Below are 18,695 nucleotides of genomic sequence, written 5' to 3' on the forward strand. Positions count from 1 at the left end.
GCACACATCCAGGTCTCATCATCGATCTCCGGCGCCGTACGGGACGAATCAGTTACGTTTCGCTCATGCCAGGGGTCGAAGTGGCACTGTGGGGGCTGTTCGGCGGCTTCGCGGTCGAGGGTCTCGATCTTTACACCGCGGTCCGCCGATCGGGCCGCTGGCCGTGGCGGACGGGCCGGCCCCGGGAGGTCGGGGCCTGGGCCTACCTGGTGGCCGAGGTCGTCCGGCTCGCGATCGGCGCGGGGCTCGCCGCTGCGGCGGCCGCATCGGGACAGGTGACGACGGCGTTCGCCGCGGTGTCGGTGGGAATCGCCGCACCGCTGGTCGTCGAACGCCTCGCCCGGGCGATCCCGCTCGNCCCTCCGCCCGCCGCTGCGCCGGCGGATCCATCCACCCCCGGACCCAGGGGCGCGGGGGTGCGTACACCGGCCGGGCCGGTGGCGCCGGCCGGGGCGGCCCCGTCGGATGCCCCGGCCGGGGAGTGACCATGCGAGCGGACTCCTTCGCCGGCCAGGTCATCGCCGTCCTGTCGCGGCGGACGCCGCAGTTCTCGGCGCCGCCCGGCGAGCCGCAGACCTTCCCGGGGCGCGTCCACGCCCTGCTCATCCAGGCAAGGGCCGGCACGGGAGCCGAGCCCGACCGGACGGCGACGCCCCCACCTGCCGACCGCGGCGCCCGGCCGGAGCCGGCAGCGCCGACCCCGCCCACGCGCCCGGCGACCCTCGTGCTCGGCGGTGAACGGCGGCGGCCGGGACGACCCGCAGGTCCCGCCGCAAGGGGGCGCGGGCGCGTGATCGTCACCGTCGCGGCTGTGCTCGCAGTCTGCGCCGCCATCGTGCTGTCCTCCGTGCAGTGGCGTCACGGCAGCGATGGCGGGGGCGGGGGCGGAGCGGCCGCCACGCCCCCCCACGAGATCGGCCTGGAACTGACGGCCGCCGGATCGGTGACCTCGGTCGACTTCAGCCCGGACGGGCGCACCCTCGCCACCGCCGCCGTCGACGGCACCGTCCGCCTGTGGAACGTCACCAAGCCGACCGACCCCCGCCCGCTCGGCCAGCCTCTGGCTGGGGGTGTCCAGCCCGTGACGTCCGTGGCGTTCAGTGCGAACGGACACATCCTGGCGTCGGCCGCTACCGACGGCACCGTCCGCCTGTGGAACGTCACCAAGCCGACCGACCCCCGCCCATTCGCCACGATCACCCCGCACGCCGGCGCAGTGAGTTCGGTGGCGTTCAGCCCGGACGGCCGCACCCTCGCCACCACCGGCGCCGACCACGCCACCCGCCTGTGGAATGTCACCGACCCACGGGCTCCCAGGGCGATCGGGGTGCCCCTCACCGAGGTGGCCCCCGTATCGGCGGCGGTCTTCAGCCCGGACGGGCGCGCCCTCGCCACCACCGCCACCGACGGCACGGTGCGGCTGTGGGACGTCACCCACCCGGCCGCTCCGACCCGGCTCGGTCTCCTACCCCCCGCGACCGATCAACCCGGCACCGCCCGCCCGGTGGCGTTCGCTCCTGGCAGCCGGCTCCTCGCCGCCGGGGACGGCCGCAGCGTGCGGCTGTGGGACATCACCGAGCCGGCGCGTCCGCGCCCGCTCGGCCAGCCCCTGACCGAGCACACCGGCGCCGTCACCGCGGTGGCCCTCGCCGGGGACATTCTCGCCGTCGGCGGCGACGACACCATCGCCCTGTGGAAGATCGCCGACCCGGCGGCACCGAGCGAGCTCGGTCGGCCTCTGACGGGCCACACCGGTACCGTCACCACGCTGGCTCTCACCGCAACCATCCTCGCCACCGGCAGCGAGGACCGCACCGTACGGCTGTGGAACGTCGGTTAGCGGCGGTTCGGCCCGGGCGGGCTCGGCGAGACGGGCGCGGGGGCGTCAGCGGCGGTTGCCCTGGCGTCCGCGGGGCAGTCTCGGCGGCGGCTGGCGGGGCAGGTCGCGGGGCGCCCGGCCGGGATGGTCGAGCGCGGCGGGGTCGAGGCCGCGGCGGGCGGCGATCAGGCCGCGGACGTACACGACCGCAGCGATGATCACCATGAGGTCGTCGACCAGCCCGATCGGCCCGAGCGGGATCTCGGGGACGGCATCGACCGGCGAGACGACGTAGGCGAGGCTGGCCAGCGTCGCCACAGTGCCGCGCAGCGGCAGGTCGTATCGGCGGATGACGACGAGGGCGGCCACCGCCAGCGCGAGGCCGAGGGCCACGAGCGCGCCGAGGACGACGAGCAGCGCCGTGCCGAAGCTGTCACCCATCATCCACTCCACTCCAGGTCGGTCCCCGCGGCGACCGGTCGGCGGCCCGGGGGCGATGATCCCTGACGGCATGCCCGATGTCCCGCCGTTACGAACATCCACGCCGCCCGCCGGTGCCGGTCCGGCCCGCCGCACGCCACCGCGGCCGCGACGCCGCCGACACCCCGTCGTCGCGCTGTTGTCCGGTGCGGGCGGCGGGGGAGCCGTGGAATCGACGCCGCGTTGTCGGACGGGTGACGACCCGAGGTTCGACCGTCGGCCGGACACATGCCGGCCTGCGCCGGTAGGCTTTTCGACGTGTCCCCCGTGGATTCACCTGCGCCGCCCGGTCGGCTGATGGCCGTCAGTGATATTCATGTCGGTTATTCGGAGAATCGGCTGATTGTCGAGGGTATCGAGCCCGGTTCGCCGGAGGATTGGCTGATTCTGGCCGGTGACGTGGCCGAGGTCGCCGGCGAGATCGAGGCGGTCTGGCAACTGTTCACCCAGCGTTTCGCCAAAGTGATCTGGGTGCCCGGCAACCATGAGCTGTGGACGCCGAAGCACGATCCGCTCCGGCTGCGCGGCGAGGAGCGGTACCGCCACCTGGTCGAGATCGCCCGCGGCCTCGGCGTGGTCACCCCGGAGGATCCGTTCCCGGTGTGGACGGGCGAGGGTGGCCCGGTGGTCGTCGCGCCCCTGTTCGCCCTGTACGACTACAGCTTCCGCCCGGCGGGCACGGCGACGAAGGAGCAGGCCCTCGCCCTGGCCCGGGAGACCGGGGTGGTGTGCACCGACGAGTGGCTGCTGCACCCCGATCCGCATCCCACCATCGACGCCTGGTCCCGGGCCCGGGTCGCCTACACCACCGAGCGGCTGGCCGCCCTCGATCCGGCCGTGCCGACGGTGCTCGTCAACCACTGGCCGCTCGTCCGGGAACCCACCGACATCCTGCGCTACCCGACGTTCGTGCTGTGGTGCGGGACGACCGCCACCGCCGACTGGCACCGGCGTCACCGCACGGCCGCGGTCGTCTACGGCCACCTGCACATCCCCCGCACGACCTGGTACGACGGCGTCCGCTTCGAAGAGGTCTCGATGGGGTACCCCCGGGAACGCGTCGCATGGGAGGCCTACGGCCGGCCCTTCGCCGGCCCCCGCCAGATCCTGCCCTACCCGTCGGAGCCCGGCGGGGCCCCGGCCGCTGGAGCGCAGGGGCGAGCGGCGTCGCCGAGTCCCACCCGGTCCCCGTCGACGGCGCGGAGCTGACCGCGATGCTGTCCAGCCTGCTGCCGGACGCGGCCGTCGCCGTCGAGGCGTTCGAGGACAACCCGAACGCCGTGCTGTTCCCCGAGGAGGCCGCGCTGCTCGCCCGCGCCGTCGACAAGCGCCGCCGGGAGTTCACCACCGCCCGCATCTGCGCGCACCAGGCGCTGACCGGCCTCGGCCTGCCGCCGGCGCCGATCCTGCCGGGCGATCGTGGCGCCCCCCGCTGGCCGGACGGGGTGGTCGGTAGCATCACCCACTGCGCCGGCTACCGGGCGGCGGCGGTGGCGTTCGCCGGGCGGCTGCGCACGATCGGCATTGACGCCGAACCGAACGAACCCAACCCTCAGGGCGTCACGGCGCAGATCACCGTCCCGGCCGAGGAGGGCTGGCTCGCCACTCTCACCCGGACCCGGCCGACCGTGCACTGGGACCGGCTGCTGTTCAGCGCCAAGGAGTCGGTGTACAAGGCGTGGTTCCCACTGGCCCAGCGCTGGCTCGGCTTCGAGGACGCCGCCCTCACCATCGACCCGGGCACAGCCGTCCCGACAGGCACAGCCGTCCCGACGGGCTCGGCAGCCGACAGCGGCACGGCGCTGTCCAGGCCGGTGACCGTCGCCCCGGCCCGCGGCACGTTCACCGCGAAGCTGCTGGTGACCGGGCCGACGCTCGACGGCGGCGAACTCACCGGCTTCGACGGCCACTGGCTCGTCGACCGCGGCCTGCTGCTCACCGCCATCACCGTCCCACACCTCGACGGCGAACCGGTGCCGCCCGTGCCGGACGCGCGGTGAGGCACCATCGCGGGCGCCGCCCGCTCTCGGCCGGCCGACGACGCCCCGCGGTACGAACCGGCCCCGGCGCCTTCCCCGCCGGCCGGCGGCCGCGCACGAGGGGCGTGCAGGGTCGCAAGCCGCGGTAGGGCGCCCGGCCCCCGTGCCGCCGCCCCGGCTCCGGCCAGGTACGCAAGGGCAGGACCGGTGCGCCGCGCCGGGTGTGGCCGGTCGTGCCGAGGTAGGAAGGGATGTGCCCATCCCTGAAGACCGCGGCGCGACGCCGCACTCCGCCGATCCCGGCCGCTCCCCCGGGCCACCGACCGGCCCCGCCGCCCGGACGGCGGCCGGCGAGTTCGTCCTGACGCTGTCCTGCCCCGACCGGCTCGGGATCGTCGCGGCGGTCTCCGCGTTCCTCGCCGACGCCGGTGGCAACATCGCCGACGCCGCCCAGTTCGGCGACACCGACTCGGGCCGGTTCTTCATGCGGGTGCACGTCGTCGCCGAGGAACCGGGCCTCGCCCTGGACGCGCTGCGGGCCGGCTTCGCCCCCGTGGCCCGCCCGTTCGCGATGGACTGGCGAGTCCATGACCTGGCGGTCCGCCCCCGCGTGCTGATCCTGGTGAGCCGGTTCGGACACTGCCTCAACGATCTGCTCTACCGGCACCGGTCGGGGCTGCTCGACGTCGACATCCCCGCCATCGTGTCGAATCATCCCGACTTCGCCGACCTCGCCGGCTCCTATGCCATCCCGTTCCATCACCTGCCGGTCGACCCGACCACCCGCGACCGGCAGGAACAGGGGATTCTGGAGATCATCGAGCGGGAACGGATCGACCTGGTGGTCCTCGCCCGCTACATGCAGATCCTCTCCCCTGAGCTGTGCGCGCTGCTCGCCGGCCGGGCGATCAACATCCACCACTCGTTCCTGCCGAGCTTCTCCGGCGCCCGGCCCTACCACCAGGCACACGCCCGCGGGGTGAAGCTGATCGGCGCGACCGCGCACTACGTGACCGCCGAGCTCGACGACGGCCCGATCATCGAGCAGGACGTCATCCGGGTCGATCACGCCGACGGTCCCGACCGCCTCGCGGCGCTGGGCCGCGATGTCGAGTGCCGCGCGCTCGCTCGCGCTGTGACCTGGCACGTCGAGCACCGCGTCCTCATCAGCGGCCGCCGCACGGTCGTGTTCTCCTGATCGGTGTGCAGCCAGGGGGCGGTCGGCGGGGTCCGCGGGCGGGGATCAGTGGGCTGGGGTCAGTGGTCGGGGATCAGTGGTCGGCGGGGGCGAGGACGGCCCAGCCGAAGGGTGGTAGGCGGGCGAGGGCCTGCGCCGTGCCGGGCTGGACCAGGTCCGCGTGGCCGGCGACAAGCTGCCCGGCGTCGGGTGCGGGGCAGTCGGCGGGGGCCCCGGCGAGGTTGAGCACGACGAGCAGGCGCTGCCCCTCGGCGCTCGTCTCGTAGACGAGCTGCTCGTTGGTCAGGTGCAGCGGGCGGGTGCGGGCGGTGTGCAGCCAGGGGTGACGCCGCCGCAGACCGATGAGGTCCTGGTGCAGCCGGTAGATCGGCCAGCCGTAGGGGGCGAGCGCGGCCGGGCCGACCGGGAACGCGGGGCGGACGGCGTCGTCGCCACCGACGCGGTCCTCCTTGACGCCGACGAACGCCTGCTCGTCGCCGTAGTAGACGCTCGGGGTGCCGCCGACGGTGCACAACACGACGAGTGCGTGGGCCAGGTGGCGCGGTTCGCGCAGCCGGCTGGCGAGCCGGGTGACGTCGTGGTTGCCGACGAAGGTGAGCGGGACGAAGCTGTCGAGGAAGCCGTCGTGCCGGCCCAGCGCCCAGGCCAGTTCGAACAGGTTGGCGTCGTTCAGCGAGCTCCAGATCGCCTTCCACAGCTCGTACTGGGTGACCGCGTCCAGGCCGGTGCGGCGGACGATGTCCGGGTAGTCGCCGTGGATGACCTCGCCGACCAGGTAGGCGTCCGGGTGGGCACGACGCACCCGCGGCAGCACCTGCGCCCAGAAGTCGGCGGGGACCGCGTAGGCGGCGTCGAGCCGCCAGCCGTCGGCGCCCCGGTCGAGCCAGTGGGTCATGATCTCGGTGACGTGGTCGGCGACGGCCGGGTTCGCGTGCCGCAGCGTGACGAGGCTGCCGTGGCCTTCGAAGGTAGCGTACTCGGGCCGTCCACCCGGCCCGGTCCCGCCCGTGGGGACGAACCAGTCCGGGCGCGGCGGCGCGTCCCCGCCGTCGGGCGATGCGGCGAAGGCGGGATGCTCCCGGCCGACGTGGTTGAACACCCCGTCGAGCAGAATCCGCAGCCCCCGCCGGTGGGCGCGGGCGACGAGATCGTCGAAGTCGGCGTCGTCGCCGAGCCGCGGGTCGATCCGGAAGTGGTCGACCGTGTCGTACCCGTGGGTCGACGATGCGAAGATCGGTCCCAGGGCGAGGCCGGACGCCCCGAGCCGCACCGCGTAGTCGAGCCAGTCGGCAATCCGGGCGAGCCCGCGCGTGGGCCGCCGGTCGGCTCCGGTGGTGTCGGCGCCGGCGAATCCGAGCGGATAGACGTGCCACCAGATCGCGTGGCGCACCCAGTCCGGCTCGCCGGTCGGCGACGCGGACGACGCGGACGACGGTGATGAGGCAGGCGGAGGCGGTGGCCGGTGGGTGGTCACGCCGGCTGCTCCAGGACGGCGCCCAGGTCGGTGCCGCCCGCGAGGCCGCGCAGGCCCACCGGGCGATCCGCCAGCGATTCGAGCAGGCCGGCGGCGATCCGCAGCAGGTCCACCTCGGCCTGCGTGAAGATGTCCAGGGCCTGCGCGAGCCAGGCGTCGCGGTCCGCCATATCGCGGACGAGCGCCTCCCGTCCGGCCGGCGTGATCGTCAACACCGCGGCCCGCCGGTCGCGTTCCCCGGGGCGCCGACTGATCAGCCCGGCGGCCTGCAGCTCGGCGAAGGTGCGCGACAGCGACTGCGGCTGGTGCCGCTCGGCCGCGGCGATCGCACCCGGGGTGCTCGGGCCAAGCCGGTAGAGGTGGCCGAGCACGCTCAGCTTGGTCCCGCTGAGCGCGCCGGCCGGTCGCTCCGCCCGCAGCCGGCGGCCCAGCCGCGTCACCGCCCGCCGGACCGCCGCCGCGCTCTCCGCCTGTCCTGCCGCCTGTCCTGCTCGCACAGTTAGCACGCTATCACTTACTATCAGCCGTCGTGATCAGGCCCGTAGAATGCGGCTACCATGCAACTTGTGCCACCAGGGGGCGGAGATTAGTTCGCTGTGACGACTATCTTCGAACGTGGCCGGGCGGCTCGCGCCCCGGGCTCGCCGTCCGTCGATCGACGCACCGAGCTGCGGGCGGCGGCGGTGACGATGGGCGCCGTGCTGGCCACGTTCGGCACGTCACTGGCGCTGCGTGGCCTGACCGGCGCGTCCGCCGGCATCTCCGTACTCGGCGTGGTCCTCGCGCTGACGCTCAGCCGGGTCGGGCGGGGCGGGCAGGACGGCCCGCGGGCCACGCGGCTGCTGCCGCTGCTCGTGACGCCGTCGGTGGCGCTACTCGCGAGCGAGGTCGCCGACCTCTCCCGACGGCATCGGACCGTGGGCGAGGTCCTGTTCACCGCGGCGGTCAGCGGCGCCGTCTGGGCACGGCGGTTCGGGCCGGTGGGCACCTGGGCCGGCACCCTGGCCACGCTGCCGTTCATCGCGCTGCTCGTCACCCCGGTTCCGCCCGGCGAAGGGCCGACGTCGCGGCTCAACCTCGTCGCGATCGCGCTGATCGCGATCGGTTGGGTGACGATCGCTCGGCACGCCGAGGCTCGGCTGTTCGCACCAGGTCCGCCTCGCCGGCCGGCCCGGCGGGAACAGCCGACAGCAAGGCCGGTCGCGGCCGATCGGACGGCGCCGCCTTCGGCGCCCGGAGTCGCGCCGCCTTCGGCGCCCGGGATCGCACGGCGCAGGCGGCGACTTCCCGCGAGCACCCGGATGGCGGTCCAGCTTGCGGTGGCCCTCGGGGCGGCCTTCGCCGTGGGGCGCCACGTGTTCGGCGAGCACCGGTCCTGGCTCGTTCTCACCGCCTACCTGGTCCACAGCGGCAACCGCGGCCGGGGCGACGTCGCCTACCGCTGCGCGCAGCGGCTGGCCGGCGCGGCGGTGGGGACGGCGGCGGCCACCGTCGTCGCGGGCCGCTTCCCCGCCGGCGACGACGTGTCGATCGTGCTCATCTTCGTCCTGCTCGCGCTCGGGGTGTGGCTGCGGTCGGCGTCCTACGCCTACTGGACGGCGTGCGTCACCGGCGTGCTCGCTCTGCTCTACGGGTACTACGGGCAGACCGGAACGGGGCTGCTGCGGGAAAGGCTGGCCGCGGTGGTGCTGGGCGCGGCGATCGGTCTGGCCGCGGCCTGGTTCGTCCTGCCGGTGCGCACGGGCGACGTCCTGCGCCGACGGATCGCCGACCTCCTTGCCGCCCTGACGGACTACCTGGTCGTCTGCCAGACGGGCCGCGCCCGCATGCCACGCCCGAGCAGGACGACACCCGAGGTCATGCGGGCCGCCCTCGCCGATGCACACGACCGGCTGGAGACCGCCTTCGATCAGCTCGCCCTGGTCGCCCCGCCGCTACGGGCGCACCGGGCGTTGACCCGCCGACCACGCCGACACCGCCGACCCGGCCAGGCCATCCGGCCGCACCGGTACGACGCCGTCGCGGCCCTGCTCGCCTGCCGACCGGCCCTGTGCGCGCTGACCCGTGAACTCGACGCCCGCGGCGCCCCACCTGGCCCCGTCGCGCGCCGCGACATCGCTCGAGCACGCACCATCGTCGTCGAGACCCGTCGCGCCATGGGCCGCGCCGCTGCCGCCGCGGCCCGCCACTGAATCAGGCGCCGGTGGTGTGCCCCGGAACCGCACGAGACCGCCCGGCCTCAGGCCCAGGTCCCAGCGATCGTGCGGTTCCGCGGAACCGCGGAGCCGCGGAGCCGCAGAGCCGCGCCGCGCTGCCCGATCGCAGCCGCCGCGATCAATGCGTCTCTGCTTCCATGCCTCGACGATCCGGATCAGGGAGCACAGCCGAACCTTTCCTGATCGCAACCAGACTCGCGAGCCCAGTCAGGTGCCGGCAGTGAGGTCCACGGCGATCTCGCCGCCGAGGCTGAAGCCGGCGCGCAGCTCCAGCGCGTCCCCGCTCCAGAACCGCCCCGGGTCGTACCAGTTCGGCGCCCGGTTGGGCGGGAGCAGGCCCATCGCCTCGTAGGTGACGGCGACGACTTCGGCGCAGTAGGCGGTCTGCAGCGCCTGCGGGGACACCGCCCGGCGCGGGCGCGGGAACCGTCCGCGTAGCCAGCGCGTCGCGAGCTGGGCGGTGGACGGGAACGGGGTGCCGTCGAGGCGGGCGACCGTGCGCAGCGCGGCGTCCTCCCGTCCGGTGCCGACCGCCGGCGAGAGCTGCCGCAGCCAGGCCCGCTGGCCATAGCGGCGGGCCCAGACCTCCACGGCCGCCCGCAGGTCGTGGAGCTGCACCCCGCGGTGGTGCGTGCCCGCCCAGACGTCGGGAAGCGACTTACCCAGCTCCGCGTGCCACAGCAGCGGGGGGAGATCGTCGAGCACGATCGCCATGCCGACGTGGTTGACCGGACTGTTCGTCGTCGTCTGGATGGCTCGGTCCGCCGCCGTGCGACCGCGGAACAGCCACAGGTCACCGGTGCGGGCCAGCTCCAGGGCGTCGGTCAGGCCGATCCGCGTATCGGGCATGCCGGTAAGGATGCCCCATCCGGGCCGGTACGCCGTAGCCTGACGGAGTGCATCAGCCTGGAGGCACGCGTCAGCCTGGACGAACGCGTCAGCCTGGACGAACGCGTCAGGCCGGCGGGGGGCGTCCGGCCGGCGGGCTGCAGCTCGCCCGGTGGGGGAAGGTGCTCGGCGTCGCCGGGCTGGCGGGGGTGGCCGCGACCGGCGTCCTGGTCGCCCGCGACCAGCGCCAGCGCGGCTCCTACTCCCCCGACGAGATTCGCGCCCGGCTCCAGGCCCGGGCGGCCGCCGACGCGAGCGCGCCACCCCCGACATCCGCCGATCATGAACCGGGCGTCGCCGCCGAGCCGACCGAAACGCGGCGCGGTCGGCTGCTCGGCCGGCTGCCGCGCCGGTTCACCCGACAGCGTCCTGACGCCATCCACTGATCGCCCGGCCGGGCTCGTCCCCGAGCACACCGGGGACGGTGTTGAGCGCGCGGTGCAGGCTGCCGAGCTGCTTGTGATGCTCGTCGAACGGGACGGCGACGGTGTGCACGCCAAACCGGGACAGCACCGGCTCGGTCCACGGCGCGCTGGCCGTCGACACCAGCGCCGCCGGCTCGTCGCCGCCCGCCGTCCAGGCCCCGGGCCGCGGGCCGGGCAGGAAGAACACCCCCGCGGCGAACGCGGCGACCGTCTCCGGAGCCAGCGGGCAGACGGCCAGTTCGATGCTGCGCAGCGCGTCGACGAGGGTCGTCTCCCGGCTGGCCGCGCCGTAACTTTCGACGACGGCGGGCGCGTGCAGCCGGTCCGCGGCAACCAGCGCGATGCCGGGGCCGAGCCCCAGCCAGTGGTCCAGGTGTGGCTCACCCGGGCGGAGCAGCTCGTCGCGAACCCGCACGACCCGGCCGAACGCGGCGAGCAGGTGCGGGCGCAACAGCCCCCACGCCGCCGGGCTGGTCCGCGCGCCGGTGCCGAGGACGGCGACACCGTCGCAGGTGACGAGGTCGCCGCCGGCCAGGAACAGTGGCTCGGGCACCCGCACCTCCGCCGAGCGTCCCCGCAGGCCGCGCAGGACCGCTGCCATCACGACCGTCTCCCGCGCCCGGTCGCGACGGCGCAGCCGGCCGATGGCGATCGCCCCGCCGAGGTCGACGTAGTGGTCGCGGGGAAACATCAGGCCGGCGAGCGGGCGCAGGGCGTAGCTCTCGTCCGGCTGGTCGGGGCCGATCACGCCGCCGCCGGCGGCTGGGTCGAGCAGCAGCCGAGGCTGGCGCAGCACAACCGGGACGAGCGCCGGGACGGACCAGTCGCGCATCACGTCGCGGGCCGCGGACAGCCGGGCGTCGTCGTCGGCGCTGACGGCGCGGGCGGCCAGTTCGAGCAGGACCTCACGGGGTAGGGCGGCGAGAATCTCCGACGGCGCGCGGGGATCGGCCCCGAGGTCGGTCAGCGCCGCCCGCACGGCGGCCGACTCCGCCGCAGCCCGGACCGGGTCGTAGGCGGGCCGGCCCGGCCGGAACACCGACGTCTCCACCGGCTGCACGACCGTCGGATTCTGGATCAGCACCATCGGCCCGCTCACCGCGCGCCGCCACATTTCATCTGGGCAGTATGCAACGGCGCACGGAACCACGATGGCCGCCGGCTCGCCACATCACCACGACGAAATCCGGTCTGACGAAATCCGGTCTATCGATAGACCGACTCATCGCCGCGGCGAAGGACTTTTCTTCTACGGAATGCGCGAAGATGGCGACCCGGGTGTGTCGGCGGGGTCAGAGTACGAGCTCACCGACGGCCCAGACGGCCGCCATCGCGACGCCCGCGACGAGTTCGACGAGCACGCCGACGCCGAACGCGACGATCGCCGCCCAGGTGGTGCCGCCCGCGGTGCGATAGTCACCGAGGCGGATCAGCTCCGCCACGTAGATGCCGAAGACGCCGCCGATCAGCAGCCCGAGAACCGGCACGATGAAGAAGCCGACGATCGCGCAGACCGCGCCGAGGACCAGGCTCTGCCAGGGCACCCCCCGCCCGGCGGTGGCCCGCGCGGGCAGGACGTACTTCGTCAGCGCGCCGATCACGAACAGCGCCGTCATCAGGGCCAGCACGATCCAGCGACCCACCCCGCCGCCGTCCGCGATCACCCACCACAGCCCCGCGCCCCAGACGAGGACCAGACCGGGCAGCACCGGAAGGACGATCCCGACCAGGCCCACGGCCATCACCAGGGCGACGGCGAGCAGCTCACCGGTACTTATGGCGCGACCTCCCTCGAACCGCCTTTCCGAGAAGGTACCGGTACCGGGACCTCCCCGGACCCGCCTGACAAACGCGCGACCACGCAGTTCTCGTCAGGCGTTGCGTGCGGCGATGCGCCGCCCGGTCTCGGCGAGGGCGGCCCGCAGCTCCTCCGGCGCCAGCACCTCGACCCCGTCACCGAGCGCCAACACCTGGGACAGCGCGACATCCGGGCCCTCGGTGGCCAGCTCCACCACCCGCCAGCCGGCACCGTCCGGCGCCGACGCGCCGGCGATGGCGTCGCGGGCGGCGAACGGGTCGACGGCGTGCCGCAAGCCGCGCAGCGCCGCCGGGGACAGCCGAAGCCGACAACTCCAGCGCAGCAGGGAGCGGGCGAACTCGTCGCTGCCCGCCCGCCACCAGGCGGCGAGGTCGAAGTCGTCCGGCCGGTCGAACGTTTCCGCCCGCACGCTGGCCTGGGGGATCCGCCCGACGCGGTAGCTGCGAACATCGCCCCGGTGCCGGGCCACCAGGTACCAGGTACCCGCCTTGCAGACCAGGCCGAGCGGATCGACGCGGCGCGCCACACTTTGATCGACACGGCCCTGATCGACGCCGTCCGGCGACGGGCCGGGGGGAGCCGCGGCGGCACTCTCCCGCCGGTAGCGCAGATCCCCGTAGCGCAGATCCCCGTAGCGCAGATCGACGCGGCGACCCGCCCACACCGCCTCGGCGAGCGTGGCCAGGTGCGGCACGGCCTCCTCGCGGTGAAACCATCCCGGCGCGTCGAGCAGGAACCGCTGGCGGACCTGCCCTGCCTGGGCTCGAGGCCGCGGCGGCAGCGTGGCGAGAATCTTCGTGCGCGCGGCCGCGGCGACCGAGGCGAGCCCCAGCCCGCCGAGCACCTCGGGCCCCGCGCCGAGCAGCAGCAGCGCCGCCGCCTCGTCGCCGGTGAGCCCGTCGAGGCTGGTGCGCCAACCGTCCATCAACCGCACCCCGCCGGCCCGGCCCGGCTCGGTCCACAGCGGCACCCCGGCGTCCTGCAACGCCGAGATGTCGCGATGCACCGTGCGGACGGACACCTCCAGCTCGGCGGCCAGCTCCGCCGCCGTCGCCCGCCGCACGGCCTGCAGGTGCAGCAGCAACGCGGTCAGCCGGCTCGATCGCACCCCGCGATGCTAGGCCGGAAACCATGACGGAGGATGGCAGGGTTTGCGCCGCAGGATGGCCGGGTGACGACATCCTGGCGCGACTTCGAGACCGCCCAACCCGCCCTCGCCAACACCATGCGCACCCGGTTCGAGGCTTTCCGCCATCACATCCTGGCCACGATCCGCGCCGACGGCTCCCCGCGCACCAGCGGCATCGAGGTCACGTTCCGCTCCGGCGAGCTGTGGCTCGGCAGCATGCCCGCCGCCCGAAAGTCCCGCGACCTGCGCCGCGACCCCCGCTTCGCGCTGTCCGCCAACCCCGGGCCGGGCACCGACATGGCCGGCGGCGACGTCCGGATCGCGGGTTTCGCCCGCTGGGTCGACGACCCGGCGACCCAGGCCCGCTTCGCCGAACAGGTGCAGCCCCCCGAGCCGTTCGACCTGTTCCGCGTCGAGCTCACCGAGATCGTCCGCACCACCGTCGACGAGCCCGCCGAGGAGATCGTCCTGGCAAGCTGGCGCCCCGGCTATTCCGCGGTGCGCCTCCAGCGCCGCGGCAACAATTCTGCCACCATCCACGAAACCTGGGCCAGAGCAAACCCGTGACCTGCGCCGACACCAGACTTGTCACGAGCGGACGAAAAACCTCCTCCATTGCCGGCCGGCGGCGATCCGGCTATGGCATGCTCGATAAATGCCGAACGGGGTGACACGGGCATGGGAGCACGACTTCTTTATCAGCTACACCGGCGACGACAGGGCCTGGGCGGAGTGGATCGCCTGGCAGCTCGAAAATCTGGAGCGCACGCCGGGTGAACCGTTTCGGGTCTTCGTCCAGGCCTGGGACTTCGTCGCGGGCACCGACTTCGTCACGTGCATGCAGGACGGACTGACCCGGGCCGAACGGATCGTGCCCGTCCTGTCGGAGGCGTACCTCGAACGGTCCTCGTACGGACAGGCGGAGTGGCAGGCCGGATTCCGCCGCGACCCGCTCGGTGCCGGGCGAGTGATCGTCCCGGTGCGCGCGCGGCTGTGCACGCCGACTGGCCTGCTCGCCGGCCGCGGCTACATCGACCTGGTCGGCCTGGACGAGGCCGCGGCCACGGCGACGCTGGCCGCGCAGATGCACGCCACGGTGGCGGGTCGGGCGAGGCCGGCGACCGCTCCCCCTTTCCCGGGTCCGCCCACCTTGCCTCCCCCGCCGGGGGCGGATAGCCGCGCGGGCGAACGGCGACGGCGGTCCATCTCGGTGCTGCACCTGTCCGACCTGCGCTTCGGTGGCTCCGACGAGACTGACGGCGATGCGCAGTCGACACTGACACCGATGCTTGACGACCTACGCGGCCTCGGCGCGAAGCGGTCCGGTGTCGACGGACACGCCGCGATCGCCGACCTGATGATCGTGACCGGGGACCTGACCCGGACGGCGTCCGAGGACGAGTTCGATCGGGCCCACGACTTCCTGGCCGGTCTCGCCGACGGCCTGGGCCTCGCCCGGGAGCGGATCGTCGTCGTGCCCGGCGACCTCGACGTCAACGCCGCGCTCTGCAAGGCGTATGTCGCGCTGGAAGACGCCTACCATCGCACAGCCGTACCGCCGCACTGGCCGAAGTGGGCGTTCTTCGCCGGCTTCCTGCGGCGGCTGCACGGGGCGGAGGCCGAGGCACGCTTCCAGCAGGGACACGAATGGTCGGTCGTCGCCTTCCCGGAGCTGAAGGTTGTCGTCGCCGGGCTGAACTCGACGATGGCGCAGACCCACGAGGTGCGCACCGGCGAGGTCGGCGAGCGCCAGCTGAGCGCGGTGGTGAAGGAACTGGACCAGGGCGGATGGGAGGGCTGGCTGCGGATCGGCGCGGTGCACCACGGCCCGGCGAGCGTCGCCGGCACGGATGCCGGGGCCCTCCTCCACGATGGCGGGGAGCTGGACCGGCTCCTCGCACCCCGGTTGCACCTGCTGCTGCACGGCGGCCACGGCGACGGCCGCATCGGCCGGCTTCCGGCCGGCCTGCTGGCGATCCCGGCAGGGCCCGGGCCGGCGGACCCGCGCAGCGCCGACGCCGCCGCCGCGGTGCAGGCCCCGGGACCAGGCCGCTACCAGCTCATCGACATCGACGCGGCGGGATTCGAGCGCAGGTCACGCGTGTTCGCGCCGGGCACCCCGGCCGGTTTCGAGGCCGACGACGCGCTGTCGGCCCGCGTCTCGCTCTCGCTCGACCCGGCGAGCGAGACGTTCGGTCACGACGCCTGGCCCGCTCAGGACACGGTCCGAGCCTCGGCCGAACAGGCCGAGCCTGACGACGCCTTCGACGCCGACGACTCGCAGCGGCGGCGGCCGGCGGCGGTCGCCCGGCCGCGGGACACCCTCGACGAGCTCGCCGAGGTGGCACGGCTGCACCACCGGGACGCCGTCGTCGAGCGGGTCGAGGCCGCCGGGGACACGCCGACGCATCTGCGGGGGTGGCGACGGGAGGGCCGCATCGTCGAGCTGCGCCTGATCGGCCTGGTCGAGGGCGGAGCCGACGAACTCGCCATCGAGTCCTTCGCGGCCGAGATGACCCGGGCCTACCTGGCGTTCCCGTTACGGCTGACGGATCTGGTGTACACCGGCGACGACCCGGCCTCGCCGAAGCTGGTGGCCTTCGCCCGCGGCCGGGACGTCCGGCTGCTGAGCATGCCGGAGTACCAGGGCGTGTTCGACCTGCGCGACTACCGGGTCCGCCAGACCGAGGAACTGCTCAGCGACCCGGACTACCCGCCCGCCGCCTACGTCCCGCAGCACATCCGCCGCATCGACCGCAGCCGGACGCCGGTCGGCGGCGATGCCCTCGAGATGGTGCTGGACTGGCTGGCCACCGACGACGCACGGTTCATCCTGGTGCTCGGCACGTTCGGCCATGGCAAGACGTTCCTCGCCCGCCAACTCGCCCTGGCCGTGCCCGAACGCCTCCCGCACGTCGACCCGATGCTGATCGAACTCGGCAAGCTGGAGAAGTCGTTCGACCTCGACCTGCTCGCCGTCCAGCACCTGGTCGATGCCGGGGTGCGCCAGCCCGACCTGGACGCCTTCCGATACATGGTCCGCGAGGGCCGGGTGGTGCTGATCTTCGACGGCTTCGACGAGCTGGCCGCCCGGGTCACCTACGCGCGGGCGAGCGCCTATCTCGACGGCCTGCTCGCGATCCTCGACGGCACCGGGTCGGCGGCGGGCGGCGGCGCGGCCGGGCCGAACCGGGCGAAGGTCGTCGTGACCAGCCGGGCCGAGTTCTTCATCAACGACGACGATGTGCTGAAAAAGACCGGCGAGAAGGTCGAGCGGACGCTGGGCCGCTTCATCGTCCGGCTGGAGGACTTCACCCCGGCGCAGATCGAGCGTTACCTGGTCGGGCACTTCACCCGGGCGCTGACCGCGGGCCGGCCGGCCGACGAGACCGCCCTTGCCGAGGCGGCCCGGCAGGCGGCCACCCGCCTCGCGCTCATCGACGACGTCGACGACCTGCTCGAGCTCGCCCGGAACCCGCGGCTGCTGTCGTTCATCGTCGAGATCGACGACGAGCGACTGCGCGCCGTCCGGGACCGGGCCGCGAGCACCGGCGACGGCCGCGTGACCCGCGCCGCGCTCTACGCCGAGCTTGTCGATCAGTGGTTGACGTACGAGACGAAGCGGTCTGTGGAGCTCACCCTGGCCGGGCGCCGCACGGCGGTCCGCGAGCTGGCGGTCGCGATGTGGCGTGGCGGCGAGGTGGCCGTCGATCTGGCCCGGCTCACCGAGATCGCGGCACAGGTGCTGCGCGTGATGGGCCGGCCCAGCGTCCTCAGCGTCGACGAGACCGCGCATCTGCTCGGTTCTGGTACGGCGCTGCGCCGCGATCCCGACGGCCGCTTCTCGTTCATCCACCGCTCGGTGCTCGAATACCTCGTCGCGGTCGAGGTCGCCGCCGGGCTCGCCGGAGCCGCCCAGGAGGCCACGGTGTCCCGGCGCGGTGCACCCCCGGCCGAGGTCGTCAGCGCCGAGGCTCCGGCGACCGCCGGCGACCTGCTCGCCGCCGAGGAGATGTCCGGTCTCATGCTCGACTTCCTGGTCGATCTGGCCCCCCGAAGCCGACTGATCGCCTGGGCGGAGTCCACGGCGAGCGACCCGGACGCGCCCGCGATCGCCCGGGAGAACGCCGTCCTGGTGGCGCGGCGCCTCGACGTGCTTCTCGGTAACGGCGCCCGGCTCGCGGGCATCGATCTGTCCGGACGCGATCTGTCCGGACGCGCCCTGCGCGGCGCCGACCTGCAGGGGGCGAACCTCACCGACGCCCGGCTCGACGGCGCCGACCTGCGCGACGCCGACCTGAGGACGGCGATCCTCGGTGGGGCGTCCCTGCGCGGTACCCGGCTGTCCGGCGCCGACCTGAGGGGGGCGGACCTCACCGGCGCCACGCTCGTAGACGTGGTGTCCGAGCATGTCGAGGCGGCCGGGGCCGTGCTCGACGGCGCCCGGATCGAGGGCGGACGGCACAGCGGCCTCATACTCACCGACGCCTCCCTGCGCGGCGCCCGGCTGACGGGCACCGTCCTCGCCGGGGCGGACCTGTCGGGCGCGAACCTGTCGGGCGCAACCCTCACCGCCGTGACGGTGACGGACGCCAGGGTGGCGGGCAGCCACTGGTCGCGGGCCGCCGTCCTCGGCGGATCACTCGGGTCCGCGGCGGGCGCGACGGAACTCGGCGCGGCCGCGATTCCCGGCTCGGACGAGGCGGACACGGTGACGGCGCCCGCCGATGCGCCCCAGAACTCGGTGGCGTTCTCCCCCGACGGGAGCATGCTGGCGACCGCGGCCGCCGACGGCACCGCGCGGCTGTGGGATGTCGCCACCGGCCAACCCCTGCGCACCCTCACCGGCCACAACGGCTCGGTGTGGTCGGTGGCGTTCTCCCCCGACGGCACCCTGCTGGCCACCGCCGCCGACGACCGCACCGCCCGGCTGTGGGATGTCGCCACCGGCCGGCCCCTGCGCACCCTCACCGGCCACGACGGTTGGGTGTGGGCGGTGGCGTTCTCCCCCGACGGCATCCTGCTGGCCACCGGCGCCACCGACGGCACCGCCCGCCTGTGGGATGTCGCCACCGGCCACCCGCTGCGCACCCTGGCCGGCCACGACCGCCCGGTCCGCTCGGTGGCGTTCTCCCCCGACGGCACCCTGCTGGCCACCGGCGCCGCCGATGGCAACGCCACGCTCTGGGATATCGCCTTCGGTCAGGCGCTCCGCACCTTTGCCGGCCACGAGGCGTCGGTCCGCTCGGTCGCCTTCTCCCCCGACGG

Annotated in this window: 15 protein-coding genes; 8 read left to right on the plus strand and 7 right to left on the minus strand. The window is 74.2% G+C overall.

Annotated elements, in window-relative coordinates; translation table 11 throughout:
• Window positions 1–487: 487 nt before the first annotated feature.
• Window positions 488–1,840: a WD40 repeat domain-containing protein gene (locus FF36_RS24690; RefSeq protein ID WP_052681395.1), complete on the plus strand. Its 1,353-nt coding sequence runs from the start codon at window positions 488–490 to the stop codon at window positions 1,838–1,840.
• 45 nt (window positions 1,841–1,885) lie between these two features.
• On the opposite strand, the gene FF36_RS24695 is transcribed toward FF36_RS24690, so the two are convergent.
• Entirely contained in the window at window positions 1,886–2,260 is a 375-nt protein-coding gene (locus tag FF36_RS24695) for a YkvA family protein (RefSeq protein WP_044887576.1), read from the minus strand.
• A 297-nt stretch (window positions 2,261–2,557) separates the two neighbouring features.
• On the opposite strand from FF36_RS24695, the gene FF36_RS24700 reads away from it, so the two are divergent.
• From FF36_RS24700 to purU, 3 genes are all read left to right on the plus strand, one after another.
• Entirely contained in the window at window positions 2,558–3,508 is a 951-nt protein-coding gene (locus tag FF36_RS24700; protein WP_110431510.1) for a metallophosphoesterase family protein, read from the plus strand.
• A 5-nt stretch (window positions 3,509–3,513) separates the two neighbouring features.
• Window positions 3,514–4,299: a 4'-phosphopantetheinyl transferase family protein gene (locus tag FF36_RS24705; RefSeq protein WP_044887558.1), complete on the plus strand. Its 786-nt coding sequence runs from the start codon at window positions 3,514–3,516 to the stop codon at window positions 4,297–4,299.
• A gap of 232 nt (window positions 4,300–4,531) precedes the next feature.
• Entirely contained in the window at window positions 4,532–5,476 is a 945-nt protein-coding gene (purU, locus tag FF36_RS24710) for a formyltetrahydrofolate deformylase (RefSeq protein ID WP_044887559.1), read from the plus strand.
• Window positions 5,477–5,549: 73 nt separating this feature from the next.
• On the opposite strand, the gene FF36_RS24715 is transcribed toward purU, so the two are convergent.
• The gene (locus FF36_RS24715; RefSeq protein WP_242422821.1) at window positions 5,550–6,950 is read right to left on the minus strand and encodes an alpha-amylase family glycosyl hydrolase; all 1,401 of its coding nucleotides are present in this window, start codon (window positions 6,948–6,950) and stop codon (window positions 5,550–5,552) included.
• Window positions 6,947–7,447 (minus strand): MarR family winged helix-turn-helix transcriptional regulator, encoded by a 501-nt coding sequence (locus FF36_RS24720; RefSeq protein WP_044887561.1) that lies wholly within the window; start codon window positions 7,445–7,447, stop codon window positions 6,947–6,949. Before FF36_RS24720 ends, FF36_RS24715 begins: the two co-directional genes overlap by 4 nt.
• Window positions 7,448–7,546: 99 nt before the next feature.
• Here FF36_RS24720 and FF36_RS24725 point away from each other — a divergent pair, with 99 nt between their 5' ends.
• Window positions 7,547–9,142, plus strand: coding sequence for an FUSC family protein (locus FF36_RS24725; RefSeq protein WP_044887562.1), 1,596 nt, complete (start codon window positions 7,547–7,549; stop codon window positions 9,140–9,142).
• Window positions 9,143–9,373: 231 nt separating this feature from the next.
• On the opposite strand, the gene FF36_RS24730 is transcribed toward FF36_RS24725, so the two are convergent.
• The gene (locus FF36_RS24730; protein WP_044887563.1) at window positions 9,374–10,015 is read right to left on the minus strand and encodes a hypothetical protein; all 642 of its coding nucleotides are present in this window, start codon (window positions 10,013–10,015) and stop codon (window positions 9,374–9,376) included.
• Window positions 10,016–10,176: 161 nt separating this feature from the next.
• On the opposite strand from FF36_RS24730, the gene FF36_RS24735 reads away from it, so the two are divergent.
• Window positions 10,177–10,440, plus strand: a complete 264-nt coding sequence (locus FF36_RS24735) for a hypothetical protein (protein WP_236706543.1) — start codon at window positions 10,177–10,179, stop codon at window positions 10,438–10,440.
• Here FF36_RS24735 and FF36_RS24740 read toward each other — a convergent pair.
• From FF36_RS24740 to FF36_RS24750, 3 genes are all read right to left on the minus strand, one after another.
• A complete protein-coding gene (locus FF36_RS24740) occupies window positions 10,409–11,578 on the minus strand; it encodes an arginine deiminase family protein (protein WP_242422824.1) in 1,170 nt (389 codons plus the stop codon). The genes FF36_RS24735 and FF36_RS24740 overlap by 32 nt on opposite strands.
• A 193-nt stretch (window positions 11,579–11,771) precedes the next feature.
• Window positions 11,772–12,221 (minus strand): DUF456 domain-containing protein, encoded by a 450-nt coding sequence (locus tag FF36_RS24745; RefSeq protein WP_082122198.1) that lies wholly within the window; start codon window positions 12,219–12,221, stop codon window positions 11,772–11,774.
• A 129-nt stretch (window positions 12,222–12,350) separates the two neighbouring features.
• The gene (locus FF36_RS24750; protein WP_044887566.1) at window positions 12,351–13,406 is read right to left on the minus strand and encodes a helix-turn-helix transcriptional regulator; all 1,056 of its coding nucleotides are present in this window, start codon (window positions 13,404–13,406) and stop codon (window positions 12,351–12,353) included.
• A 33-nt stretch (window positions 13,407–13,439) separates the two neighbouring features.
• On the opposite strand from FF36_RS24750, the gene FF36_RS24755 reads away from it, so the two are divergent.
• The gene (locus tag FF36_RS24755) at window positions 13,440–13,994 is read left to right on the plus strand and encodes a pyridoxamine 5'-phosphate oxidase family protein (protein ID WP_044887567.1); all 555 of its coding nucleotides are present in this window, start codon (window positions 13,440–13,442) and stop codon (window positions 13,992–13,994) included.
• A gap of 100 nt (window positions 13,995–14,094) precedes the next feature.
• Window positions 14,095–18,695, plus strand: a 4,601-nt coding sequence (locus tag FF36_RS40135) for a TIR domain-containing protein (protein ID WP_052681396.1), incomplete at its 3' end; no start/stop codon positions are given.

The organism is Frankia torreyi (assembly GCF_000948395.1).
Lineage (GTDB): Bacteria > Actinomycetota > Actinomycetes > Frankiales > Frankiaceae > Frankia > Frankia torreyi.